Genomic DNA, 25035 nt, shown 5'->3' on the forward strand with positions numbered 1-25035 from the left:
TGTGTGGCAGTTGCTTTAAAGCTCGGGGGAACCGTATGATAGAAGTCAACCACCGGTTAAACCAATACAAACGGCAGGCACGGGAAAGGTTACTCTCGGAAGAAGGCATCAGGCATAGGGGAAGGCGATGTATAGAACCGGAAGCAGTTTTTGGACAAATGAAACACAACATGGCATACAAAAGGTTCCGGCATGTGGGAGAAGACAAGGTTACAATGGACTTTGCCTTCTTTGCTATAGCTTTTAATATCAAAAAGATGTGTACAAAACTACTAAAAGCAGGAAAGAGAAGGAGTGCACACACTATATTTATCTTTATCAGACCACGTGTGACTCAAAATACGACGAATATTAAGCCTTATTACCTAATTACTGAAAAAATAGTCGCATAGACAAAAAAAGAGGAATGACTATTTTATATTAAAAAAAGAAGGGGATGTGCCTTAGTTTTGACACAGCCCCGTAACATCAGTACCAGCAGGATATGCCAGCCGGGCTGTGAAGCTCTTTTCGCGCTGAATAATCGTTTTGTTGAATGTCATAGTCTCCGACGTTTTACTTTCGGCTACACTTAAATAGACACCGTTGTCGAAGGGAGCACTTTTACTATAATCGGCATTGTCGCAAGCAGTGACAGCAAGTAACAACATGAAAATTGCGAATTGTATTTTTTGCTTTTTCATCTTAGATTCCTCCTGTGTTTATTTTAAAGGTGAAGGGTTTAAAGTCTGTATGGCACCACGTGTCTCCTTATAGGTGATGTTAGCATGCGAATAATCTGCAGCGACATTCTGTATCATTAAGCCGCCGATAGGCCCGCAGTCTATTACCTGTATGGCGAAGAAAGGCACTTGTGAGACAAGCCCGTCATTATTGTCCGTAGTCATTAGCTCCGGATCGCCGGTAATGAGCAGCTTGTCCGAGGGAATACCTGCATAATAGATAGCTTCATTAATCAGAAGACGTAACTGGCTGGCATTTTTAGAGGAAGTAGTATTGAGTACGTAGCGGGTGAATACATCCCGGTTCGCTTCGGGAATAAAAAGTGGATTACTTTCCAGAAAAAAGATTTTTCCATTTTTTGCTAACGGTGTAATCTTGTCAAGCAGTAACTGACGCATCTCGGCTATACTTGCATTGACTGCTGCGTTATTACCAAGTCCGATGTCACCGGTGTAGGAGATTGAGGCTCCGTCAAGTCCATTGTCGTTAATGGCGGATACCATTTGTTCTAAAGCGGGAGTCAGAAGTGTTTTGATTTCTTGTCCCGAACTTTCTGCATTCTCTTTGATACTGGTCAGGTTGAAACTAAAAAGAATCTTTGTTGCAAAATTAGTCTGCAATACAGGAATGTCTTCCAGATCGGCTGAATTAAGTGTTACCGCATTTTCCAGAATGACGGCATCAATGCTATCCGGCATCGAACGAAGAAAGTCTTTTTCTCCGTCTCCGCTATGTCCATTGTCGAAGCGTACACATACGGCATAGTGTTTGCGACTTTTATAGTTGCGAACAGCTTGTGTGTAACGGGCATATAGTTCAGGGTTCTGACCATCGGGGGTAGTTACTCCGTAGTCCACCTGTTCCGTTTCGGTCCCAATCGTCACACGATATCCATAGACAGCCTGCACCAATCGTGAGAGTGACGACGGTAAGGAAACTGAATATAAGGTTTTTATTTTTCATATTATCTTAGTTTTTAAAGATTCTTACTTGTTTGCTTTACGATCCCACCATACATGGGTACCACCGGTATCTCCCCCCTGATTATTACTACTTTCCTTTATCAATACATTAATGGCATTGTTAAGGTGGAAAGAATTCTGGGTGTATTCTTCGTTGGGATACATGAGTCGGCGCATGCCGGCTTCGGTACTAACATTGCGGCCTTTGTTCACGACAACAGGCAATAATTTGGGATATCCGGTACGCCTGTGTTCACTCCATGATTCAATGCCGTTGGGGAATAGTGCAATCCACTTTTGGGTAATGATACGTTCCAAATTCTCTTCGAATGCCTGTTCTCCCATTTCATTCCATTTTACTGTAATGTTGGCGGGGCTACCTGTGCTATACGAACCTAGCGGGTCAGTATAGCCACTTGGAGAGGCTATTGAATTCAGGTAGTCTTCCGCTCCGCTGGCTCCATGTTCTTCAAAAGAAAGCTTAACCCCTGTTTCGTAGAAATCTTTGGCTTCACCGCCCATATTCCATTTGCGTAATGCTCCTTCGGCTCGCAGGAATGCTACTTCGGAGGCAGTCATCCATACATAAGGATCGCTGGCGGTCATCAAACGATTGGAGTACGATGTTATCATGTCGTCATCAGAAAATGGTGAATTTATGCCGATACGCATGCCGTAATAACCTTCCTGGTCGTTATTCTTCACCTTGGTAAAATATTTATCCCGACGTGGGTCTGCATAACCATTCATGTAACAGATGATATCGGCTCCTACACGATAGTCTTTCCAATCGTTGAAGCAGAGTGCTGAGCGATTTTCTGCTACATGGAATAAGGCATTGTCGTCGTTCTTTTCGATCACTCCTGCCGTTACGGCTTTCTCGGCAATGCTTTGGGCTTCGGCAGCCATATCGGTGTAGCATAGGCGCATAGCCATGCGTAGTTGTAGTGAATGGAGAAAAAGGCGCCATTGTTGTAGTTTTCCGTAGTAGACATCATCCAGCTTTTCAAATCCGCTATTGCCTTCTGTCATGTTGTCTTCAAGTGCCTGATCGGCTTCTTCAAGTTCTTGAAACATACGCATGTAGACATCTTTCTGTGAATCGTAAGCCGCATTCAGTCCATCGCTTTCAGAACCTTCTCCGGATACAAGCACTTTGCTATAAGGGATAGGACCGTAAATGTCCGTTACGCGTTGCATGATAGTTACTCGTAGCAGTTTGGCTAATGCAAGGGCTACAGGGGCATCTTCATGTTGTAAAACTGCATAATATTTAGGATATGTTTCTGATATAACATCTGTAAATGGTGCCTTCAACCAGTCGGTTTTAGGATTATAGGTAGAGTATTTCTCCAGCCATCCGGTACGTGTTTCACCGAAATATCCTGCATAAGAACCACCACACATGGCTTCCATGAATTGGTAAAGATGCTCTTGTGCAGGTATTACTAAGCCTTGCAGGCCTCTGATAGTGGAGCCGAGGTCGTAGTTTTCACGGCCGATTTCTTCGCTGTCCACTTCGTATTTATTACGGTTCATGTCCGTATCCATGCAACTTCCCAAAGGTAGAAGCAGGCAGGCTGAACATGCTGCTATCAGCATATATCGCAGGTTTTTCATAAATTTCATGGTTTTAGAAGTTAAACTTAACATTAAACCCGATGTTGCGGGTGCTCGGCATCATGAAGTAATCTATCCCTTGATAATAGTTGCTGGTAGTAGCGACTGATTCGGGATCGAAAGGTGCTTTGCAATAAATCATCCAGAGATTACGTCCTACCAAAGACACGTTGATATCACATATGTTTTTCAACCAACGGCGGGGAATAGTATATCCGATATGTGCTTCTTGCAGGCGAATATTAGTCGCGCTGTAAGTATAGTATTGCGGGAGTCCGCTGGAACTACCAATTGTCTCGTACCATTGCTGGGCATTGATCATAGTGCGTCCGTTGATAACTACACCACCTGCGTCGCGGGCTTTTGCACTGGCTTCAGATACTCCGTATTGGTCGAGAGCTGCTTGCGTGGCAGAATAAACGATACCTCCCAACCGGCAGGAAAGCAGGAAGCCGGCAGAAACACCTTTGTATGTGAACTCGTTACTGAAAGCAAAGTTGGCTTTAGGTAACACACTTCCCAATTTGATAGGTTCTACGTTGGCATCTTTGGCTAGAGCGCCATTGGCATCCATCTCGATATAACCTTTGTCATTACGCACAAGGTCGGCTTTAGAGTAGAGGTCGCCCAAAGTTCCGCCTTCTTTCAAGATGAAACGTGAATAGCCCAAGCCATTCATTTCAAGTTCGGGTATATTGAGTATCTTGCCTGTCTCGGGGTGATGGAAGTCTTTTACTAATTCAATAATCTTGTTTTTATTCCATGAGAAAGTAAAATTGCTATTCCAGCCAAATTCATTCCAGCGGTGTCCGTAGCTCAACATTCCTTCCATACCCATATTGCGAACGTAACCTGTTTGAACGTAGAATTTGGAGTATCCGAAGGAAGCGGATATTTTGGGGTCGAAGGTTTGGTTATAAGTATTGGCATAGTAGAATGAAGCACTTAGGCGAAGGTCTTTGAAGAAAGTGGCGTCTAAGCCGGCTTCCCATGAATCCGTACGTTCCGGATAAAGCTTACCGATAGGATAATGTGTTTTGGGTAGCCATCCTAATATCGTGGTATCATATTTATAAGTTGGGATAGTCAGGAATCGAGGGTAGGGCATACCTACGGAACTGAATGATCCGCGTACTTTCAAATAATCAATCCATTCGGGGAGCTTGACCATTTCGCTGATCACGCCGGAAAGTCCGACGGAGGGATAGAAGAAAGAGGTTTGTGACGAACCCAGTAATTGTGAAGCCCAGTCGTTACGTCCTGTTAAAGTAAGATAGAGCATACTCTTCCATCCCACTTCCGCACTTGCAAATATGGATTGGGTCATTTCTTCCCATCCTTCTTGTGTGGCGCGTTTCTTTGTGTTATCAAGGTCAAATACGTTAAATACATTAGGTATTCCTTTTTCCTGTATCGGACCGTTGTAGCCTAGCATATCATAGCTGTTGTCGCTTAATGATGTACCAATATTGGCTACGATAGTGAAGTCGCCCACTCTCTTGTTAATATTTACAAGAAAGTCAGCGTACGTCTGGCTGTTTCCACTCTTTTCTATACCGTAGTATCCTTGTTCGCTACCTTCGGTAAGTGTAGTGATGGTACTTGCATAGTATTTTTGTTCATACGTGTTGTTTGAATTATCTATGCGGATGCGTCCTGATAAACTTAGCCAGTCGAGTACGTCGTAAGTTAATCCTGCAGAGAGCATATAACGTTTTTTACTGTTTTCACGTAGATTACGATAGGCTATCCAATAAGGATTTTGCATGCGGAGGTCACCTTCGCCCGATGGCCAGAACTGTTCGTTGATTTTGCGAGCTTCGTTGTAGCGTTCAAAGACCTTGACTGTAGAGAAATTATCACCACGCGGATAAAGGTAAGCAGGAACTAAAGGATTGGAATACTGTCCCTGATTAGTCATATTACGGTCGTTTTGCAGGATGTAGCTGGCTCCTACGTCTAGTTTCATCTTGTCATTGAGGAAACTTGTAGTGTTGCGGAAAGTAAAATTATATCTGTTATACCTATTGTTGGGAATCATTCCGTCGGAGTTCAGCGCAGCGGCAGAGAAGAAAGTCTGGTTCTTTTCCGTACCGGTGGATAAAGTGACTGAATTGTTGTAAACAGCTCCTGTTTTTAGAAAGTCGTTGGGGGCGTAGCCAGGACTGTTTCCCATCTTCGGTCCCCAGCTCCATACGGTGGAACCGTCAGATTTACCGTTACTTCCTGTCCCGTAACGGTTTTGAAACTTAGGCATTACGAATGGTTTCAACCAGTCGATGCCGGTAGAAACACTGGCCTGTAATTTCCCTATTTTCCCTTTTTTTGTAGTGACAATAATAGCTCCATTTGCAGCATTGCTACCATAAAGGGCGGCTGCGGCTGCTCCCGTAAGAACGGACAGACTTTCGATGTCATCCGGATTGAGGTCGGCAATACTTTCCGTCTCTCCTTTTTGAACCAAATTCTGTGCTGCCACCACCTCCGAAGTTATACATAGGTATACCGTCGATTACATAAAGTGCATTATTACTCTTTTCGATGGATTTTGTACCGCGCATCACTACTTTGCTGGCACCGCCGACACCGGAAGAACTGCTATTGATAATGACACCTGCTACCTTGCCACTCAAGCTGTTGACGAAGTTGGCGTCTTTGATTGTAGTCAATTGATCGCTCTTGACTTGTTGTACATTGTAACTTAACGCTTTTTGTTCGCGTTTGATACCTAAAGCGGTGACTACCACTTCGTTCAGTTGTTTAGTATCACTTGCCAATCTTATTTCGTAGATATTCTTATCTGTTATTTTTACAGTTTGAGGTGTATATCCTACGTAAGTGAAGCTTAATGTGCTGCCTTGAGGAGCCATTATATTGAAATTACCATCAATGTCGGTGATTGCACCTTCAGAGCTTCCTTCTACTTTAATATTCACTCCGATCAGTGGCTCATTATTTTCATCGATTACTATTCCACTTACTTTTTTTGTAGGAGTTTCTTTAAGTTTCTTGTCGGGAATAATCATGATATACTTATCTTTGAACTGATAAGTAAATCCACTTCCCCGAAGGATTTGCGAAAGGGCATATTCAAGTGTCGCTGCTTTTAGGTCAAGATTTAAAACAGGCTTGTTTTTCAGTTGCGAATCATTGTATCCGACAGAATAATCGGATTGTTTTTCTATTTCCTTAAGTGCCTCGATAACAGATATATTTTTCTTCTGAATCGTGATTTTGGCACTATTTTGTGCAAAGGAGGGTGTTTGCATCATCAACAAACAGAAAAAAAGTAAAAAACTTCTTCCCTTTGCGGTTTGATCTACTATAAATTCATAAATTTGTAGCATTTTCTTAGTATTAGGTTATTAACTAAATTATTTCACGGTAATTGAATAGAGTAAAACTCTAATATTGAGAATCTTGATTTCATATCCGGGATAGAGTTAGGGCTCCGTTCCGGATACTTTTTTGCATGAGTCTTTAGTGGTTAAAAAGGTTATTATATTGTTGTTTTTTTACTGTTTTTCTTTTGGGATGATACCCGTTACTTGGGGATTAAGTAACAGCGGTCTCCTTTTATCTTATAGTCCATTTGACCTACTACATTTACTATCACATCCATTACCTCAGATAGTGGTGCCTGGTCTTTAAACCTGAAACTGTATCTGTCGTCTTTCAGCGTTTTGAGCTGATACTCGAATGTATAAGGATATTTACGTTCAAGGATTGTGATGATATCTTTGACGGACATTTCTCTGAACACAAGTTCTCCACGTTGCCAGGCGGTAACTTCTTTCATATCCGGATGGTCCAGACTATGGTAATGAGTATTTTTGTTATAAGCCAACTGCTTATTCGGTTTTAGAATCACCTGCGATTTTAAATCATTGTATTCTACCAATACGCTTCCTGAAATCAATGTGGCTGCCAACACCGGATTTTCCGGATAAGCTGAAATGTTGAACTCCGTACCCAAAGCTGTCACCTGAAAATCATTGGATTTGACGATGAACGGATGTTTCTTATCCGGTTTGACTTTAAAGTTGGCTTCGCCGATTAAAAATACGCTACGGTTTTTCCCGGTAAAGTTTTGCGGATATAAAAGTGTACTTTGTGAGTTCAGCTGTACCTGAGTTCCATCGGGTAAAGTGAGAGTCCTTATTTCAGCAGTAGGAATATATTGTTGAATAAGGTTCTCTTCTGCATCTTTACCGATGGTAGAAAGGTAAACCGAAGATGCGGCCACTATAAAGAAAACCGCAGCGACAGCCTGCCACATACGAATCGGTCGGATTGTTCTTTTTCGTTGTATGGGAGGTATTCCGGCATTCTTTTTCAAAAGTTCATAAGACTCCTGCATATCGGTTGCGGTTCCCCGTTTATGAGCCTCATCCCATAATTTTTGTAATGCTTCGTCTTTTTCGGAAGTATGCTCTTCATCTACCAGCCACTTGTAGAAATCTTGCTGGGTAGATTCCGGATAGTCATTTCCGGTGAATAATGTTATTATTTTCTGAAAGTAATTCTTCATATTGAGGTATTAATGTTATAACTGTTATATTAATACTTCAATTAACTAAGGCAGCTTACTTAAGGGAGTAGCAGAAAAAATGCAAAAAAGATGATTTTTTTCATTTCAAGCAGAGTTAAGTAGATATGATGTTCCACTGTTCGTCTCGAAATATTTAGTTTTTCGGCTATTTCAAGATTGCTCATATGCTTGAAACGACTCATTTCGAAAATCATTCTACGTTGTTCCGGGAGACGTTCGAGAACTAATTTGATGATTAGTTGCGCCTCTTTATAATAGATGGGGTTGAGTGTATCTTCTGATTGGAAAAGTTCGTCGATGAGAGTTTTTTCTATAATTTTCTCCTGATAAGCCAATTCTACTTTTTTGTGTTTGATAAAATTGAGAGTTGTACTTTTAGTAAGAGTATAGATATAAGGAGTCGGATTAGGAACTTCTGCCCATAATTCAGGCTTAGTCCATAGTTTAGTGAAAACATCTTGGGTAATATCCTTCGCGTCTTCTTCGGATTTAAGCAGCATTAGGGCGAAATATTTCACTACTGAATAATACTTCGTGAATATTGTTTCGAATTGTTGCGCTAAAAGTCTTTCGTCTTGATCTGGGGTCATCGGGTTAACAGATTATTGAAATCGAAAGACAAATGTAAACAAATTAAATTAAGATACGAAGAAAAAAGGAATAGTTTATAAAAAAGAAAAAAGATAGTGACACCATCCGGTCCGGATAGTGTCACTATATGAGTGGGATGCTGACACTATCGCAACAGGATAGTGTCACTATCTTAAAGTTAGTTTTTACCAGTTCCTTTTCACTGTACGGTAGCCATAACCGATGATTACCAGGAAACAAATGAATGGCAAAATGAATGATACATTGACAGCCGGCATGGAAGCTATCTCTTTCATGTCAATAATGCTTGCTTGCAAGGGAGGAAGTATGGAACCTCCCAAAATGGCCATAATCAGACCGGCTGCCCCGAACTTGGCATCGTCTCCCATACCTTTCAATGCAATTCCGTAAATGGTAGGGAACATCAAAGACATACAGGCGGAAACTGCTACCAGACAATACAGTCCGAAGATATTCTGAAGGAAGATCGTTCCTAATGTGAAAATGCCTCCGAAGATGGCAAGGATCATGAGCAACTTCCCTGCATTGAGATAGCGCAGAATGAAAGTACAGATAAAGCGGCTGATACAGAAAATAACCATCGCTACGATATTGTATTGCTGGGACAGAACTTCCGCACTTTTTTCATCCATGCCATATTCCGGCGACATAAACAGGCGTGTACCATACTGAATGATAAAGGTCCAGCACATAATCTGAACACCCACATAGAAGAATTGTGCTATTACACCTTCCCGATAGCGTGTCTGGGTGAAAATACGTTTTAGCGTAGGAAAGAAATCTATTTTGTGATTCTGATCTCCATTCTTGGGCATTTTTACAAATCGTATCAGAAGCAGCATCGCCAGAATAACGAGTCCGATAGTGAGATAAGGAGCTATCAATACGGCAAGATCGCTTTCCTTGATGGCTTGAAACTCACTGTCGTTCAGTAAAGCGCGTTCATCAGTGCCCATCGGGTGCAGTTTAGCCTGAATAAATTGCATCGCCACGTACATTCCGAGCAGCGATCCCATTGGATTGAAAGACTGGGCGAGGTTCAGACGTCTTGTAGCTGTCTCTTCCGTTCCCATAGAAAGTATATAGGGGTTGCAACTGGTTTCCAGAAAGGAGAGTCCGCAGGTCAGAATAAAGTAAGCGATCAGAAACGGGTAATACTCTCCTGTCATCTTGGCGGGAAAGAATAGGAAGGCTCCGAAAGCATACAGGCCGAGTCCTAACAATACTCCGGCTTTATAAGAGAATTTGCGGATGAACATGGCGGCAGGGAAAGCCATGGCAAAATATCCACCGTAAAAGGCTACCTGAACCAGTGCCCCGTCGGTAGCGCTCATCCGGAAAATTTTGGAGAATGCCTTTACCATCGGGTTGGTAATATCGTTCGCAAATCCCCACAGTGCAAAGCAGGAGGTAATAAGTATGAATGGAATAAGATAGCTGACGCCATCCTTTGAGATAATAGACTGCTTAGTGTGTTTCATGGTAATTTCTTGTTATTTTAGGTATTATATAAATGGAACATTCTCTCCATGGGTCTCCATTTCTCAGCGGAACTCATTCCCGGAGCGGCCTGCTGGAGGATGGACATGTATTCTTCCCATTCTTGTTGCCGGGGGAGAGTGTTCAGACGTGCCATGGCTGTGTCCCAGTCAAAGTCGACGGGTGCTTCGACGATCATGAACAAACGGGTGCCGAGAATGTAAATTTCCATCTCAAGGATACCAACTTCATGGATTCCTGCAAGGATTTCGGGCCAAACTTCTGCCTGGCTGTGTCTTTTCCGATATTCAGCTATTAACTCCGGTGAATCCCGTAGATCAAGAGTCTGGCAATATCGCTTGACAGGGACGTTGTAGGTTTTTACTTGATAGCCAGTTTGAGGTGTTTCCATATCTTTCTTATTTTTCAGGGTAATATACTTGTGGTGTAACACTGCGGCTTACTATTTCTCTGATTTCCCGGAGGCTGGATATTTCTCCTTTCGCCATTGCCTGAGTCAGGATATTCCCCATTGCTGTGGCTTCTACCGGTCCGGCATAAACAGGGATGCCGAGTGCGTTGGCAGTAAGTTGGTTGAGCAGTTTATTTTGTGAGCCTCCTCCGATAATGTTTAGCCGGTGAATCGGAGAGGGGAGACAACGATTGAGCTGTGCTACCGCCTCACGATATTTGGAGGTCAGTGACTGTAGTACGCATTTGACCATTTCTGCCTTGTTTCCGGGAACTTTAAGTGAATGATTCCGGCAGTAGTTCAGAAGGGCTGTTTCCATATTTTCGGGGTTCATGAACTCTGCATCGTCCACGGGAATAATCGTGTCAATTTCTGCGTCCGCAGCTTGCGGAAGAATCGTATCATAACTTTGTTCTTCGCCACGTAGCTTCCATTCGCTCATCAAGCGTTGCAGAATCCACAGTCCGGTAATGTTTTGCAAGAATCGGATGTGACCGCCTACGCCTCCTTCATTGGTAAATCGAGCCAGTCTCGCTTCTTCCGTCAATATGGGTTCATCCACTTCGACTCCCAACAATGACCAGGTGCCGGAACTGAGAAAGGCTACTTGACCTTCAGTTGCCGGAACGGCAGCAACGGCACTGGCTGTGTCATGCGAGCCGACAGCGATAATGTCGACGGTGCCTAATCCTGTTTCACGGCCTATCTCTTCTTTAAGTGTTCCTCTGACAGTTCCCGGCAGAATAATTTCTCCGAATAAGTGTTCGGGGAGTCCCAAAGTACGGATGGTATCCATCGACCAGTTTCGTTGGTGTGCATCGAGCAGTTCGGAGGTGGAAGCTATGCAATATTCATTATTGGCTACTCCCGTCAGGTAATAGCTGAAGAGGTCGGGCATAAAGAGAAGCCGCTGTGCAACTTCTAGCAGTACATCCTGATTCTGTTGCATGCTGTAAAGCTGAAACAGCGTATTGATAGGCATTACTTGTATGCCTGTGCAGGCGTAATGCTTTTGTGCATCCAGTATTTGAAATACCTTGTCCGGCATTCCGTCTGTTCGGGCATCCCGATAGCAGACAGGGTTGCCCAGTAAATTTCCTTTTTTGTCAATCAGGCCGAAGTCTACTCCCCATGTATCTATGCCGATTCCTTTGACATGATATCCCTTTTGTGCAGCAAGTTTCAGTCCGGTTTTCATATCTTCGAACAGGGCGGGAAAGTCCCAGTAAACATGATTCCCGAGTTTAACCTGCCGGTTGGTAAAGCGGTGTATTTCTTCTAATTCCAGCTTCCCTGGAGAAGGGAGCCGGCGATGACCCGACCGCTTCCTCCTCCAAAGTCTACTGCTAAATATGTGTTTCTTGTGGTATCTTTCATGGTATTCCCGGATACTTATTTGGTTTTCTTTCCTAATACGTATATTTCCAGGTCTTCTATTTCTTCCGGTGTCAGTACGGAGTAATCACCGCCGGACTGAACTATGATGCGGCAAGCCATTTCGAAGAAGGTAGCCCGTTCGTAAACTTGGTCGAAGTCTTTTCCGCATACTACTTGTCCGTGATTGGTCAGTAAGACGGAATTATGTTTCAGCATTGCTTCTACTACTGCTTTGGCTAATTCGGGAGATCCCGGCCGGTAGTAAGGAATCACGGGAATTTCCGACCCGACATGACAAGGTATTTCTGCCGTTACGTTGAAATTTGTCGGTTTGTTTTTCATGCAAGAGATGGCAGTGGCATATTCCGACTGGAAATGGAGTACTACATTTACATCCGGCCGTTCGCGGAGAACGCCAAGATGGAATGTGCTTTCCATAGATGGTTTTACGCCATTCGTCGGTGTACCGCTGGCTATATTACAGATAGAAACTTTTTCTTTGGCAAGGGTAGGGACCCATGAACCTGTACCCGAAATCAGTGCTTCTTCTCCGATTCTCCAGGAAAGATTACCGCTGCTGCAAAGCATTAATTTTGCGTCTCCGTAGCGGTGTGCCTGTGCCAGAAACAGTTCGATGTGTTCGTCAGTTATCATAGTGTTTTTATTTAAGCCGTCATATAGTGGAAGCTTGTGTTTGAAGACTGCTTCCACTATGATACGGCAAAGTTAAATTATTAAATCAAATAGGACGAAAGATTCTTGTTTATTTATAGATAGGACCGTAAGTTGTACAAGCTCTGTAATCTGCTCCTTCTTTGTCCATACCAAATGCGTTCCATGCAGCCGGACGGAAAATTTCGTTTTCATCTACATTGTGCATGCAAACAGGGATACGAAGCATAGAGGCAAGCGTAATCAGGGCTTGTCCGATGTGACCGTAGCTGATGGCTCCGTGGTTAGCGCCCCAGTTGTTCATTACAGAATATACATCCTTGAAAGCGGATTTATCACACAGACGAGGAACGAACCACGTAGTCGGCCATGTCGGGTCGGTACGCATATTCAGTTTCTGATGGATTTCCGGATCAATCTCAACGGTCCATCCTTCTGCGATTTGCAGGACAGGGCCCAAGCCTTTGATCAGGTTCAGACGCATCATAGTAACAGGCATTCCACCTTTTGAAAGAAAGTTGGACGAGAAGCCGCCGCCACGGAAGTAATCGCGGTCTGCCGGATACCAGGTCGTTGCTTTGAGGCAGTTTTCTACGTCTGCATCAGTCAGATTCCATGGTTCTTTCATGACAGGATTTCCTTCTGCGTCTAATGACTGGCCGGAACCGTCGAGTGTTGTTGCACCGGAGTTGATCAGGTGGATGATACCGTTGGCTGCCAAGCCGGTCAGTTCTTTACCGGTTACACGTTTCACGGCTTCAGGGCTCCAATACGTACGTACATCAGAGAATATTTGTGCACGATTGGTCAGCAAGTGTCCGAACAGCATTGCTACACCGTTACAAGCATCGTTTTCGGTAGCCACTACGAATGCTTCACGAATACCGTTCCAGTCGAAAGAAGTGTTGAGCAATGCTTCCGGATAGTCACCGTTAGGATAAAAGTCTGTCCATTGGCGTTGTCCCTGGAAGCCGGCAGCGATAGCATTGTGTCCCAAAGCTTCTTCCTTGAATCCCATTTCTTTCAGTTTCGGGTTTCCGGTCATCAGGTCACGCATGATGATCATCATCTTCACGACAAATTCCCAGTCAGCATCTTTTTGTTCGCGGTTTTTGCGTTTCTCCGGGCGGTTCTTGAAGTCTTCTCCTTCATTTACTTTGCAGTATTTTTCAGTCCATGCCATTGCTTTGGCATATTCTTCGTGGTCATAGATACCTTCTTCCATGCGGCGGATGATTTCCGTCAGGTCAATTGACTCATTGCGCATTCCCAGATATTCCTGGAAGAAGTCGGGGTTGACAATAGAGCCGGCGATACCCATTGATACACTACCCATTGACAGATAAGATTTGCCTCTCATCGTTGCTACTGCCTGTGCGGCACGTGCAAAACGAAGAATTTTTTCCGCTACGTCTTCAGGAATTGTATTATCGTCGAGGTCTTGCACATCGCGTCCGTAAATACCGAATGCAGGGAGTCCTTTTTGTGCGTGTCCTGCCAATACGGCTGCAAGGTATACTGCTCCCGGACGCTCGGTTCCGTTGAAGCCCCAGACAGCTTTCGGGTAATGAGGATTCATATCCATTGTCTCCGCACCATAGCACCAGCAGGAGGTAACAGTGATAGTGGACCCAACGCCTTCTCTTTCGAATTTCTCTGCGCAAGCAGCGCTTTCGGCTACACGTCCGATAGTATTGTCTGCAATAACACATTCTACAGGACTTCCGTCACCGTTCTTCAGGTTGCTGCTGATTAACTCGGCTACTGCTTTGGCAAGATTCATAGTCTTTTCTTCAAGGCTTTCACGAACGCCGCCCTGGCGACCGTCGATAGTGGGACGAATCCCGATTTTCGGATACTTTTTCATGGTTTCTAAATTTTTATTTGGTGATTGAATTCTGTGCTGAACTGTGCTGTCAATACAGCAAAAAAATTACAGGGACTTTCGGAGTCTTACTTCAGTAGGCAGGTACTTTTGTATCGGGACATTGTTCAGGACAAAGTTTGCCGCTTCATTTCCCATCATCTCCCAATCAATACTCAATGAAGTAATTCCTTCGTCGATCACTTCGTAGGAAGGAATATCATTGTATGCCAACAGACCGAAATCTCTTCCGCATTTCAGTCCTTCCAGTCTTCCTTGTTTCACAACCTTCACTACATCTTGTTGCTTGATGGCTATGTAGACTACTCCTTTGCGTACGGTCAGATTCTCGATATCTTCCTGAATTTCGCATAAAAATCCTTGTTCCTCACAAAAACGGGTAAAATACTCTTTACTGCTTTGGGGATGCTTCAGATTTTTAGAGAATAACAGAACAAGTTGTGGGTAGTGCCGTAGTTTCTCCTTCAGCATGAGTAATGCCTGATAGAAAGCTTCATCAAAATCCTGACAGATATAAGAATACTTTTCTTTCTCGAATTTACCGAAGTCAAGAAGCAATAATTTTGTTGGATGAATCTTATTGAGAACCATACTGAATTTCTCATTATCGAAATTCATCACTATGTATTTATTATATTTTCCGACAGATTCGCGGATAATGGTATTGAAAAGCCGTTCATTATATTGATGAAACAGCAAGTCTACTTTGTAATTAATAGGCAGATGTTTGACGAAACTATTGTAAAGGGCTTCTTTAAAAGGAGTGTACTGGTCGAGCAGGAGCAGGACATTGGTCACCTGACTGGTTACATAATATCCTTTTCCCGGAGTGGAATCGATCAGTCCCCGTTCGCGCAAATCAAGAAAGGCCTTGAAAACGGTATCGCGTGATACTCCATATTCTGCACTTAACTGATTGATGGAAGGCAAAGAATCTCCTTCACGAAATTTTTTCATGGAAATCGCCTGGCTTAATGTATCCGCTAATTGCGTAACTTTGCTGGACTGTTGACCGAATGTTTTCTTTTTATCAGTTCGTCTCATACTGTTATAAGATAAATGACTGTGCTGAGCTATGCTGTTGCAAAGAAAAGAAATTTATTCAGAAGTAGAGAACTATTTTAATATGTTCTATAGCAGGAAATAAAAAAATCCCCTTCGGCGAACCGAAGAGGATTTATAGCTTTTTCCAAATGTCTTGTTAGGAACCTGCCGAAATTTATTCAGCAGCAGCTTCTGTTGCAGCAGCTTCTTCAGCCGGAGCTTCAGTTGCTTCTTCTGCAGGTGCTTCAGCAGCAGCTTTTTCAGCAGCTTCAGCAGCTTTCTTTTCAGCGAGTGCTTTTGCTTTCACTTCGTTGATCTTCTTTTCTGCTTCCAGACGTGCTTTAGCTTCAGCTTTCTTTTCTTCGTCTTGTTTAGCTTTCAAAGCAGCCAGACCTGACTGTTTGTTGTTCTTCCAAGCTTCGAATTTAGCTTCTGCTTCTGCTTCTCCGAATGCGCCTTTTGCAACACCGCCAAGAAGATGTTTCTTCATGTAAACACCTTCACGAGAAAGGATATTACGTACAGTGTCACTTGGTTGTGCACCTTTCAGTACCCATGCCAATGCAGCGTCGAAATTCAAATCTACTGTAGCAGGATTGGTGTTCGGGTTGTAAGTACCAATCTTCTCAATAAATTTACCATCACGTGGTGCTCTGCTGTCTGCAATTACAATTGAATAAAACGCGTAACTTTTACGTCCGTGTCTTTGCAATCTGATTCTAGTTGCCATTTTTAATAATTGTTTTTAATTAATGATTTGAATTATGCTACTAACTCGTAATAGCGGGCGCAAAGATACAGCTTTTCTTTTGATTGACAAATATTTCCTTTCTTTTTCTTATGAATACCTCCTCGGATATCGGAACAGGATAGCGAGCAGGGCACAGATCCCCATCGTAAACGGATAATAGAGATTGCCGATGATACTGATAGGAGAGATGTTGGCTAACCCTGCAGCAATCAGCATTTGTGCTCCATAGGGTATGATGCCTTGTATCAGACAGGAGAATGTATCCAGAATACTGGCTGTTTTTCTCCGGTCGAGATGGAATCTCTTTGCAATATCCTTTGCAATAGATCCTGTGGTGATGATGGCAATCGTATTGTTGGCAGTGCATAGGTTGGCGATACTTACCAGAGCGGCGATGCTCAGTTCCGCACCACGCTTGCTGTTGACATGACGGGTCAGTCTTTTGATGATGAAATCAATACCTCCGTTATAACGGATTGTTTCGAGCATACCGCCTGCCAGTAATGTGATAATGATCAATTCACCCATGCCTGTGATACCCGTACCCATTGCCCCAAACCAATCGAATACGCCAAAACTTCCGGTAGCTATGCCGATGATACCGCTGGTCAGGATACCAATTATTAATACCAGCATCACGTTCATTCCGGCAATGGCTGTTCCCAGTACTATTATATAAGGTATGACTTTTATCCATTCAATAGTCTGTACTTGTGCGGGCGCAGTGATGGATAGTCCTTGAAAAATGTAGATTCCCAGTACGATAATCGCTGCCGGAACCACAATCATAGAATTTACCCGAAACTTATCACGCATCACGCATTCCTGAGTTTTGGTTGAGGCAATGGTCGTATCGGATATAAACGACAGGTTATCTCCAAAGAAAGAACCTCCGACAACGACTGCTACCATAAACGGAAGGGCGATTTCTGTCTTTTCGGCCAGGCCGACAGCAACGGGAGTAAGGGCTACAATTGTCCCTACGCTGGTTCCGATGGATAATGAGATAAAACAGGCGGCAATGAATATCCCGGCCAATAGCAGATTATCAGGGAGGATATGCAGTGTCAGATTGACGGTTGCATCAATAGCTCCCATCTGCTTGGCGCTTTGTGCGAAAGCTCCGGCAAGGATGAATATCCATATCATCAGAAGGATATTCTTGTTGGCGGCTCCTACGGAGAACTGGTAGATACGCTGGTCGAGCTTCAATCCTCGCGTAATGGCAATTGCGTAACAGGAAGACACGAGGAAAGCCACAGTGATGGGTACTTTATAAAAGTCATTAACAAGAATGGAAGTTACCAGATAAAGGCAGAGAAAGATGAGTAACGGACTCAATGCCCACCAGCTGCCATGACGTTCTTTATGTATTTTTTCTTCAGTCATAAATTGATATTGTGGTATATATTCGAACTGCAAAGATAGTAAGGAAACACATAAGTACGATAAAAGGCTCAGATTTTCATCTTTTCTTTTTCCGTTTCATCTTTTCTTTTTCCGCTTCGGAAATTAAATTCCCGTTCTTTTTTCTTCTTTCCGCTACTTTCGTGCCGTTGACAACGTAACTAATGTAGAATAGAATGACAACGACTAATTTTTCATTGTGTATTTTTTGTCTTTGCCTGCTCACATCGTGTAGTAAGGGTGAGAAGAAAACAAACGAGCCTGTACGGGTAAAAGTGGCGGAAGTGGAAATACTGGTTCCTTCTGCCGAACGTGAATTTTCATTTATTGCCAAACCATTCAAGGACACCGAACTCTCTTTTCGGGTGGGCGGACCGATTGACCGTTTCGAAGTATATGCGGGTAATTACTATCATCGGGGAGATATCATAGCTGAAATCGATTCCCGTGATTTTCGTATTCGTAAGGAACGTGCGGAAGCTGTTTATCATCAGGCAAAAGCAGAATTTGAGCGAATCAAAGTGTTGTATGAGAAAAACAACCTGTCCGCCAGTGCCTATGAAAAAGCACGTGCAGACTATACTTCTGCCAAAACTGCTTATGAAACAGCTGTAAATGAACTTGAAGATACGAAACTTATTGCTCCTTTTGACGGATATATAGGGGAAGTCTACATTGAAAAATATCAGGATGTGAAAGCGACTCAGTCTGTCGTCTCTTTTATCGATATCACTCAGTTGAAGATAGAAGCGTATGTTACTCAGGAGATCGCATTTCAAGCGAAGGAAATCAAGGAAGTGGGTATTCGTTTTGATGTTCGTCCCGAAGCAGTATATCCGGCTAAAGTGATAGAGGTTTCAAAGAGTACGACGCGCAATAATCTTTCTTTCCTGATGACGGCATTGCTGCCCAACAAACAAGGAGAATGGCCAGCCGGTATCTCAGGAAAAATGTTGTTGGACCTTCCTGCTACATCATCTGTTCCTATGGTGACTGTTCCGCAAACGGCCCTTAATCATCGTCCCACTGAAGGAGACTATGTATGGATGGTGGATCAAACGACAGGACAAGTCGTGAAGAGAAAAGTCGTTTTAGGCGAATTGCTTTCCAATGGAAAAGTAGAAGTGAAAGGCGGATTGCAGGCAGGAGATAAAGTTGCGGTAAGCAAATTACGTTTTCTTTCGGACGGAATGCCTGTCGATATCATTTCTCAGAAAGAAAAAAGGACGGTTGCCGCTCAAAAGTAAGTAGAAGAATATGAAGTTGGTAAAATATTTCTTGCAGAAGAAGTCGGTGACTGTTCTGCTGTTGATATTAGTGCTGGGAGGAGGATTGTTTTCTTATATCAAGATGGGAAAACTGGAAGATGCCCCGTTTACTATTAAGCAAGCATTGGTGATGACTCCATATCCGGGTGCTTCCCCTTCCGAAGTACAATCTCAGGTGACGGATGTATTGGAGGAATCGATACAGTCATTAGGCGAATTATATTATCTGAAAACTGAAAATCGGGCAGGCTTATCCAAGATCACGGTGTATGTAAAGAAAGAAATCCGGGCGGATGAGATGCAGCAGTTGTGGGATAAACTTCGTCGGAAGGTCAATGATGTACAGTCGAAACTTCCTGCAGGAGCCGGTCCTTCAGTGGTGAATGATGATTTCGGTGATGTGCTGGGTGTTTTCTATGGTCTGACGGGTGAAGGATATTCATATCGGGAACTGGAAAATCAGGCGAAGCTTATCAAGAATGTACTGCTCAGGGTGAAGGATGTGGCAAAAGTGGAGATTTATGGTGTACAGTCTCCAACGATTGACGTCATTCTTAATCCTTCCGTTATGGCACGGAGTGGAATCACGACTACGGATATTTCACGTGCCTTCGATGCACAGAACAGGGTAGTGGATGCCGGAGGAATTGATGCCGGCGTAAACAGAATACGGATTGAATCTACCGGTAATTTTTATTCTCTGGATGATATTCGGAATATGACTATCGTATCACGTACAGGAGAGCATTTCCGGCTGGCTGATATTGCAGAGATTGAAGAGAGTTATCAGACGCCTCCAAGTAACAAAATGCGGATTGACGGGAAACCTGCGGTAGGTATTGCTATTTCTACGATACCCACAGGAAATGTTGTCGATATGGCAGAGGCGGTAAAACAGGAGATTGACCATTTTGTAGAGACCATGCCCGAAGGTTTTGAGCTGCAGACGATTTATGATCAGGGTTATGAATCGGCAGTGGCCAATCAGGGATTTATTCTGAACCTGATTATATCTGTTGTAACGGTAGTAGCTATTCTGTTGTTTTTTATAGGATTCAAGAATGGTATTCTGATTGGCAGCGGATTGGTGTTTTCCATCTTTGCGACTTTGATTGTGATGCTTTCACAAGGAATTGCCTTGCAACGTATGTCACTTGCTGCCATTATCATTGCTATGGGAATGTTGGTAGATAATGCCATTGTGGTCTCCGATTCGGCATTGGTCAATATGCAGCGGGGAATGCGGAAACGGGTAGCCATATTGCGGGCTTGTTCTTCAACTTCGTTGCCCTTATTGGCGGCGACAGTCATTGCGATTCTAACTTTTTTACCTATATATTATTCGCCGCATATTACCGGCGAGTTATTGTCATCCTTAGTTGTAGTTATCGGCGTTTCGCTGATGTTCAGTTGGGTCTTTGCGCTGACGCAGACTCCTTTCTTTATTCAGGAGTTTGTCCGTCGGCCAAGACCCAACGAACTTAAGGCGGCTCTTTTTGCAGGCAAGTATTATGATAAATTTCGTTCTGCATTGAGATGGGTGATTCGTCACCGGTATGCAACGATTGGGTGTATGGTCATTATGCTGGTATTGTCGGCATGGAGTTTCAAGTTCATTCCGAAGGTCTTTGTCCCCGCATTGGATAAGCAGTATTTTACATTGGATATGTGGCTGCCCGAAGGGACACGGATTGAAGAAACAGATAAGATGGTGATGGATATGGCAGAGTATATCCGCGGACAGGAAGAAACGGAAATGGTATCTACTTATGTAGGACGGACTCCGCCGCGTTATTACTTGTCAAACGTTTCCTTTGGACCTCAATCCAACTATGCACAAATTTTGGTGAAATGCAAGACTTCGAAACTTTCCCGTCAGCTGCATGCCCGTTTGCAGGACTCTGTTTCGTTGAAGTTTCCCGAACCGTTGATTAAAGTAAATAAATTCGAGCTAAGTCCGTTAACGGAAGCGGTGATCGAGGCTCGTTTCCTCGGACCGGACCCTGCTGTACTTGATTCTCTGGTAGGGCAGGCCATTGAGATTATGCGACAAAATCCTAAAGTTGCGGATGCCCGGAACGAATGGGGGAATATGTCGATGGTTATCCGTCCGGTATATGATCCGGTGAAGGCCGGAGCATTAGGGATTACAAAAGCTTCGATGATGGAATCGGTAAAATCAATTAATGATGGTTTGCCTGTCGGTGTCTATCGGGATAATGAGAAAAAAGTTCCTGTTCTTTTGAAATCGGGTAATGTGGATATAGCGGACACCCATTCTTTAGGAGACTTTTCGATATGGAATGGAGAAAGGTCGGCTCCGCTTTCGCAGGTAACAGAACGGATAGAGACGACCTGGGAGTTTCCCCAGGTGAGAACTTATAACCGTCAGCTGTCAATGGCTGCAATGTGTGGCGTGAAACCGGGGCATACGATGGCGGAAGTACATGGAGAAATCCGGAAAGAAATAGAGAACATCCAGCTTCCTGAAGGATATACTTTCTTTTGGGATGCCCAGTATAAAGATCAGGGTGAGGCGATGCAGGCCATTGCTAAATATTTCCCATTGGCATTCCTTGCATTAGTGGTTATCCTGGTAGGGCTGTTCGGTAATTTCCGTGAACCGATTATTATTCTTTGTGTCTTGCCTTTGTCTTTGATAGGTATTGCGGTGGGGATGCTCTTGACCGGTTTTGACTTCGGTTTCTTTCCGATAGCCGGTTGGCTGGGGTTGCTTGGAATGATCATCAAGAATGTGATTGTACTGATTGATGAAATCAATGTGCAGCATCGTAGTGGAATTGATCTGTATACCTCTATTGTTGAGGCTACGGTTTCCCGAACCCGTCCGGTATTGATGGCGGCAACCACTACCATCTTCGGTATGGTCCCGCTATTGTTTGATGTCGCTTTCGGCGGAATGGCTGCGACTATTATTTTCGGACTGACGTTTGCCACGGGATTGACCTTGTTTGTCACGCCTGCATTATATTCAATGTTTTATAAAGTAAAAGGAAAATAAAGATGAAAATAAGGATATATAGCTTGTTGTTATGTGGTTTTGCTTTAGGGTCTTTGTCTGCTTTAGCCCAGCAAAGTCCTCTTCTTGAAAAGTACCGGACTATGGCATTGGATTACAATCACGACTTGAAAGCGGCTGAGAAGAATATAGCTGCCAGTATGGAAGTGGAAAAATCGGCACGGGCAGATTTGAAACCGAAACTTTCCGGAACAGCCAACTTTCAGTATACGGAGAATCCGTTGGAATTGACTCTGGATGTCCCTTCTTTAGGATTATCAAGAACAGTGGAAGGGAAACAACTGAACTATGGTGGTTCTCTTTCCATTCTGCAACCGGTCTATACAGGCGGACGAGTACTGGAATCCATCCGTATGGCACAACATCAGCAATCATTTGCTGCCAATCAGGCAAAGGCATTGAATGATGCTGTTTGCTATCAAACGGATATTCAATACTGGAGTGCCGTAGCCCGGCAGGAGATTGTGACTGTTGCCGAAGATTTTTGTAACTCAATAGCCGCTTTGGTTAAAACAATTAAAGAAAGGGTAGAGGTGGGGCTGGTTGATCCGCAGGATTTACTGATGGCGGAAGTAAAACTGAACGAAGCGGAGTACCAGTTGCTCCAGGCGCAAAGTAATTTTGAAACAGGGCGGATGGCATTGAATTCTATGATTGGTGTCCGGCTGGAACATCATACGGAACTGGATTCACAGATACCGGTGGTGGTTGTCGATGATTCTACATGGTTGTCTACCGGTATGGCACGTCCTGAAATTCAGATGGCTTATGACCGGATTCGTATGGCCGAGAGTACGAAAAAGTTGAATGATTCGCAGTTCAAACCTCAGTTTTATGTGGGAATAGACGGGAGTTACTCTTCTCCCGGATATAATTTCAAGAAAGATCTGGATCCCAATTATGCTGTTTATGCAAAAGTCTCAGTACCTATTTTTGAGTGGGGGAAGCGTAAAAGTGAGAAGCGTGCTTCCTCCTTTCGGGTAGGTATGGCAGAGGATAATCTGAATAAGGTGATGGATCAGGTCGAACTGGAAATAGGAGTGGCACGTAAAGCGCTGTCACAAGCAATGGAACGGGTTCGTTTGAGCGAAAGTTCACTGGCGAAGGCAGAAGAGAATGAAGCGAAAGCAATAGAACGTTATAATGAAGGAAAAGTGTCAGTGGTGGAAGTGATTGACGCGCAAACCTATCGGCAGACATCGCAGGTGAATTATGTACAAGCCAAAGCTGCGGCACAAGGATACTATTCGGAGTTAATAAAAGCGCTCCACGGATATGATTGTCGATAAAAAGCACTAACTTTGTATGAAAAGAGCCAACTGTATGAATGTAAAGTTGAACACCTTATTGTATATAGCGCTGTTTTCAGGATTGGGTATATTCTCTTTCCTGTTACTGATAAATTATGCAACCTTCTCTGATCGGGTTGCCGATATGCTACATTCAGTCAGTACACTGGGGTTCTTCATACTGGCTTTTAATGTGCTGGGATATACTACCATCAGGCTGAGTTCATGGATTGATAATCAGTATGCGTTGAATCTGCATCGGCGTTGGAAGCTGGTTTCAGTCTATATTATCGTAATGGGGATGTTTCTTTTGCTGAACTACGGTTTAATGGTAACTGCCAAGTTGTTGGCAGGAGCTTCTTATCCGTTTACGTTTCCCAACGGAGGCTGGCGGATTCTTATAACTGTATGGCTGGTAGAGCTCGTCATCCTTGGATTGTTGCTGGCCAATCGTTCCATGCGTAATACGTTAAGATTACAACAGAAAGCGGCTGCCTTGCAAAAAGAGAATAATACGGCACGCTATACAGCTCTACAGAATCAGTTGAATCCTCATTTCTTGTTTAACAGTCTGAATACCTTGATTTCTGAGATTCGCTACAATCCGGCTAATGCGGAATTGTTCACCCAGCATCTTTCGGATGTGTATCGCTATATTCTTCAGTGTCAGAATCAAAGGCTGACAACACTGCGAGAGGAAATGGATTTTCTGAACTCTTATATTTTTCTGCATAGGGTTCGTTTGGGCGATTGCATTCATATTGACAACCGTATTCCGAAGACTTGTATGGAGGCTCAGTTGCCTCCGCTTACTATTCAATTGTTAGCGGAGAATGTAATCAAACATAATGTCATTCATAGGGGAAAACCGATGACTATCGAACTTCTTTATATGGAAAAGGAACGGGAACTGATCGTCAGAAACCGGATACAAACTAAAAAAACAGTGGTAACTTCCGGAATGGGACTTAAGAACCTTTCTGCCCGATATATGTTGTTGTGCAACCGTGACATTGTGGTAGAAAATGACCGGAAAGAGTTTACCGTAAAAATACCTTTGCTCTATGAATAAGATAAAAGCAGCCATCATAGAAGATGAAATTCCGGCAGCCCGTCTGCTGAGGGATACGTTATTGTCTCTTCGTCCCGATTGGGAGGTACAGTTATTGCCCGGTAATATTGAAGAGGCAGTAGAGTGGTTCGGGCAGCATCCTCATCCGGATATCCTGTTTCTGGATATTCAGCTAACGGATGGCAATTCTTTTCTTTTTATAGAACAGGCGCATCCGGAGAGTATGATTGTATTTACTACTGCTTATGACGAATATGCTGTGCGTGCTTTCTCAGTGAATAGCATTGACTATCTTTTGAAGCCGATTCATGAAGACCGCCTGATGCAGACCATTCAACGTTTTGAAGGATTGACAAAGAACTACATCCATGATTTCAATCAGGAAAGCCGGATGCTGGAAATATTGCAGCAACTTTCTGCTGCGCAGGAGACCTCTGTCTCTGTGCAGAAAAAGTATCGTACTCGTTTCCTTATTTCTAGTGGCGAGAAACTATTCACCTTACAGGTGAGTGATATCGCTTACTTTTATTCGGAAAATAAGCTCACCTTTGCCGTAACCCATAAGAATCGTGAGTATCTCATTGATCTGACACTAGACCGATTGAGTGAACAACTCGATCCGGATCACTTTTTCCGGACGAATCGTCAGACATTAGTCTGTATTGATGCCATTCAGCGTATTGAATCCTATTTCTTAGGAAAGGCAATCGTTCATGTACAACCACCTTTCAAAGATAAGATAATGATAAGTAAAGACAAGATGGCTTCATTCAGAATGTGGCTGAATTATTAGCTGTTTTGTTATCTTCC

The 25035-nt window shown here is 43.5% G+C and carries 18 protein-coding genes and 2 pseudogenes; 6 read left to right on the forward strand and 14 right to left on the reverse strand.

Translation table 11 applies throughout. The features are described from left to right. A partial coding sequence (locus HMPREF9007_RS05110) for a transposase (RefSeq protein WP_277754699.1) occupies positions 1-392 on the forward strand: 392 nt, incomplete at its 5' end. 51 nt (positions 393-443) lie between these two features. Here HMPREF9007_RS05110 and HMPREF9007_RS05105 read toward each other — a convergent pair. The 14 genes and pseudogenes from HMPREF9007_RS05105 to HMPREF9007_RS05040 form a co-directional block, all read right to left on the reverse strand. Further along, a complete protein-coding gene (locus HMPREF9007_RS05105) occupies positions 444-683 on the reverse strand; it encodes a hypothetical protein (protein ID WP_008763014.1) in 240 nt (79 codons plus the stop codon). An 18-nt stretch (positions 684-701) separates the two neighbouring features. After that, positions 702-1607 (reverse strand): glycoside hydrolase family 18, encoded by a 906-nt coding sequence (locus tag HMPREF9007_RS05100; protein WP_277754700.1) that lies wholly within the window; start codon positions 1605-1607, stop codon positions 702-704. 102 nt (positions 1608-1709) lie between these two features. Then, the gene (locus HMPREF9007_RS05095; protein ID WP_008763016.1) at positions 1710-3305 is read right to left on the reverse strand and encodes a RagB/SusD family nutrient uptake outer membrane protein; all 1596 of its coding nucleotides are present in this window, start codon (positions 3303-3305) and stop codon (positions 1710-1712) included. 13 nt (positions 3306-3318) lie between these two features. After that, positions 3319-6652: pseudogene (locus HMPREF9007_RS05090) on the reverse strand (TonB-dependent receptor). Between the two features lie 197 nt (positions 6653-6849). Then, a complete protein-coding gene (locus HMPREF9007_RS05085; protein ID WP_008763017.1) occupies positions 6850-7836 on the reverse strand; it encodes a FecR family protein in 987 nt (328 codons plus the stop codon). 59 nt (positions 7837-7895) lie between these two features. Then, entirely contained in the window at positions 7896-8447 is a 552-nt protein-coding gene (locus HMPREF9007_RS05080) for an RNA polymerase sigma-70 factor (protein WP_008763018.1), read from the reverse strand. A gap of 186 nt (positions 8448-8633) precedes the next feature. Then, on the reverse strand, positions 8634-9950 hold the full coding sequence (fucP, locus tag HMPREF9007_RS05075) for an L-fucose:H+ symporter permease (RefSeq protein ID WP_008763019.1): 1317 nt from the start codon (positions 9948-9950) through the stop codon (positions 8634-8636). Between the two features lie 17 nt (positions 9951-9967). Next, positions 9968-10360 carry an L-rhamnose mutarotase gene (locus HMPREF9007_RS05070; RefSeq protein WP_008763020.1) on the reverse strand — a complete coding sequence of 131 codons (393 nt, stop codon included), beginning with the start codon at positions 10358-10360 and terminating at the stop codon, positions 9968-9970. Positions 10361-10367: 7 nt separating this feature from the next. Further along, positions 10368-11797: pseudogene (locus HMPREF9007_RS05065) on the reverse strand (rhamnulokinase family protein). 15 nt (positions 11798-11812) lie between these two features. Then, a complete protein-coding gene (locus tag HMPREF9007_RS05060; protein ID WP_008763022.1) occupies positions 11813-12451 on the reverse strand; it encodes a class II aldolase/adducin family protein in 639 nt (212 codons plus the stop codon). A gap of 109 nt (positions 12452-12560) precedes the next feature. After that, a complete protein-coding gene (gene fucI, locus HMPREF9007_RS05055) occupies positions 12561-14336 on the reverse strand; it encodes an L-fucose isomerase (RefSeq protein ID WP_008763023.1) in 1776 nt (591 codons plus the stop codon). A gap of 66 nt (positions 14337-14402) precedes the next feature. After that, on the reverse strand, positions 14403-15398 hold the full coding sequence (locus tag HMPREF9007_RS05050) for a GntR family transcriptional regulator (protein WP_008763024.1): 996 nt from the start codon (positions 15396-15398) through the stop codon (positions 14403-14405). A 175-nt stretch (positions 15399-15573) separates the two neighbouring features. After that, positions 15574-16128, reverse strand: coding sequence for a 30S ribosomal protein S16 (locus tag HMPREF9007_RS05045; RefSeq protein ID WP_008763025.1), 555 nt, complete (start codon positions 16126-16128; stop codon positions 15574-15576). Between the two features lie 108 nt (positions 16129-16236). Further along, positions 16237-17538 carry a Na+/H+ antiporter NhaC family protein gene (locus HMPREF9007_RS05040; protein ID WP_008763026.1) on the reverse strand — a complete coding sequence of 434 codons (1302 nt, stop codon included), beginning with the start codon at positions 17536-17538 and terminating at the stop codon, positions 16237-16239. A 194-nt stretch (positions 17539-17732) separates the two neighbouring features. Between HMPREF9007_RS05040 and HMPREF9007_RS05035 the strand changes: the two genes are divergently transcribed. Genes HMPREF9007_RS05035 through HMPREF9007_RS05015 form a run of 5 tightly spaced genes read left to right on the forward strand, consistent with a single transcriptional unit; the run spans position 17733 to position 25018 of the window. After that, on the forward strand, positions 17733-18803 hold the full coding sequence (locus HMPREF9007_RS05035) for an efflux RND transporter periplasmic adaptor subunit (protein ID WP_032850655.1): 1071 nt from the start codon (positions 17733-17735) through the stop codon (positions 18801-18803). Between the two features lie 10 nt (positions 18804-18813). Next, positions 18814-21846, forward strand: a complete 3033-nt coding sequence (locus tag HMPREF9007_RS05030; protein WP_008763028.1) for an efflux RND transporter permease subunit — start codon at positions 18814-18816, stop codon at positions 21844-21846. 2 nt (positions 21847-21848) lie between these two features. Then, the gene (locus HMPREF9007_RS05025; protein ID WP_008763029.1) at positions 21849-23153 is read left to right on the forward strand and encodes a TolC family protein; all 1305 of its coding nucleotides are present in this window, start codon (positions 21849-21851) and stop codon (positions 23151-23153) included. Between the two features lie 16 nt (positions 23154-23169). Then, complete coding sequence (locus HMPREF9007_RS05020; protein ID WP_008763030.1) at positions 23170-24225, forward strand: histidine kinase; 1056 nt, start codon at positions 23170-23172, stop codon at positions 24223-24225. After that, positions 24218-25018 (forward strand): LytTR family DNA-binding domain-containing protein, encoded by an 801-nt coding sequence (locus tag HMPREF9007_RS05015; RefSeq protein ID WP_008763031.1) that lies wholly within the window; start codon positions 24218-24220, stop codon positions 25016-25018. Before HMPREF9007_RS05020 ends, HMPREF9007_RS05015 begins: the two co-directional genes overlap by 8 nt. Positions 25019-25035 lie beyond the last annotated feature (17 nt).

The organism is Bacteroides sp. 1_1_14, from assembly GCF_000162515.1.
GTDB classification, from domain to species: Bacteria; Bacteroidota; Bacteroidia; order Bacteroidales; family Bacteroidaceae; genus Bacteroides; species Bacteroides thetaiotaomicron.

What these genes read in the sequence shown, in the direction of transcription:
- HMPREF9007_RS05105 (WP_008763014.1), bottom strand. Translation starts at nt 683, where the DNA reads ATGAAAAAGCAAAAAATACAATTCGCAATTTTCATGTTGTTACTTGCT.
- HMPREF9007_RS05095 (WP_008763016.1), bottom strand. Translation starts at nt 3,305, where the DNA reads ATGAAAAACCTGCGATATATGCTGATAGCAGCATGTTCAGCCTGCCTG.
- HMPREF9007_RS05085 (WP_008763017.1), bottom strand. Translation starts at nt 7,836, where the DNA reads ATGAAGAATTACTTTCAGAAAATAATAACATTATTCACCGGAAATGAC.
- HMPREF9007_RS05080 (WP_008763018.1), bottom strand. Translation starts at nt 8,447, where the DNA reads ATGACCCCAGATCAAGACGAAAGACTTTTAGCGCAACAATTCGAAACA.
- fucP (WP_008763019.1), bottom strand. Translation starts at nt 9,950, where the DNA reads ATGAAACACACTAAGCAGTCTATTATCTCAAAGGATGGCGTCAGCTAT.
- HMPREF9007_RS05070 (WP_008763020.1), bottom strand. Translation starts at nt 10,360, where the DNA reads ATGGAAACACCTCAAACTGGCTATCAAGTAAAAACCTACAACGTCCCT.
- HMPREF9007_RS05060 (WP_008763022.1), bottom strand. Translation starts at nt 12,451, where the DNA reads ATGATAACTGACGAACACATCGAACTGTTTCTGGCACAGGCACACCGC.
- fucI (WP_008763023.1), bottom strand. Translation starts at nt 14,336, where the DNA reads ATGAAAAAGTATCCGAAAATCGGGATTCGTCCCACTATCGACGGTCGC.
- HMPREF9007_RS05050 (WP_008763024.1), bottom strand. Translation starts at nt 15,398, where the DNA reads ATGAGACGAACTGATAAAAAGAAAACATTCGGTCAACAGTCCAGCAAA.
- HMPREF9007_RS05045 (WP_008763025.1), bottom strand. Translation starts at nt 16,128, where the DNA reads ATGGCAACTAGAATCAGATTGCAAAGACACGGACGTAAAAGTTACGCG.
- HMPREF9007_RS05040 (WP_008763026.1), bottom strand. Translation starts at nt 17,538, where the DNA reads ATGACTGAAGAAAAAATACATAAAGAACGTCATGGCAGCTGGTGGGCA.
- HMPREF9007_RS05035 (WP_032850655.1), top strand. Translation starts at nt 17,733, where the DNA reads ATGACAACGACTAATTTTTCATTGTGTATTTTTTGTCTTTGCCTGCTC.
- HMPREF9007_RS05030 (WP_008763028.1), top strand. Translation starts at nt 18,814, where the DNA reads ATGAAGTTGGTAAAATATTTCTTGCAGAAGAAGTCGGTGACTGTTCTG.
- HMPREF9007_RS05025 (WP_008763029.1), top strand. Translation starts at nt 21,849, where the DNA reads ATGAAAATAAGGATATATAGCTTGTTGTTATGTGGTTTTGCTTTAGGG.
- HMPREF9007_RS05020 (WP_008763030.1), top strand. Translation starts at nt 23,170, where the DNA reads ATGAAAAGAGCCAACTGTATGAATGTAAAGTTGAACACCTTATTGTAT.
- HMPREF9007_RS05015 (WP_008763031.1), top strand. Translation starts at nt 24,218, where the DNA reads ATGAATAAGATAAAAGCAGCCATCATAGAAGATGAAATTCCGGCAGCC.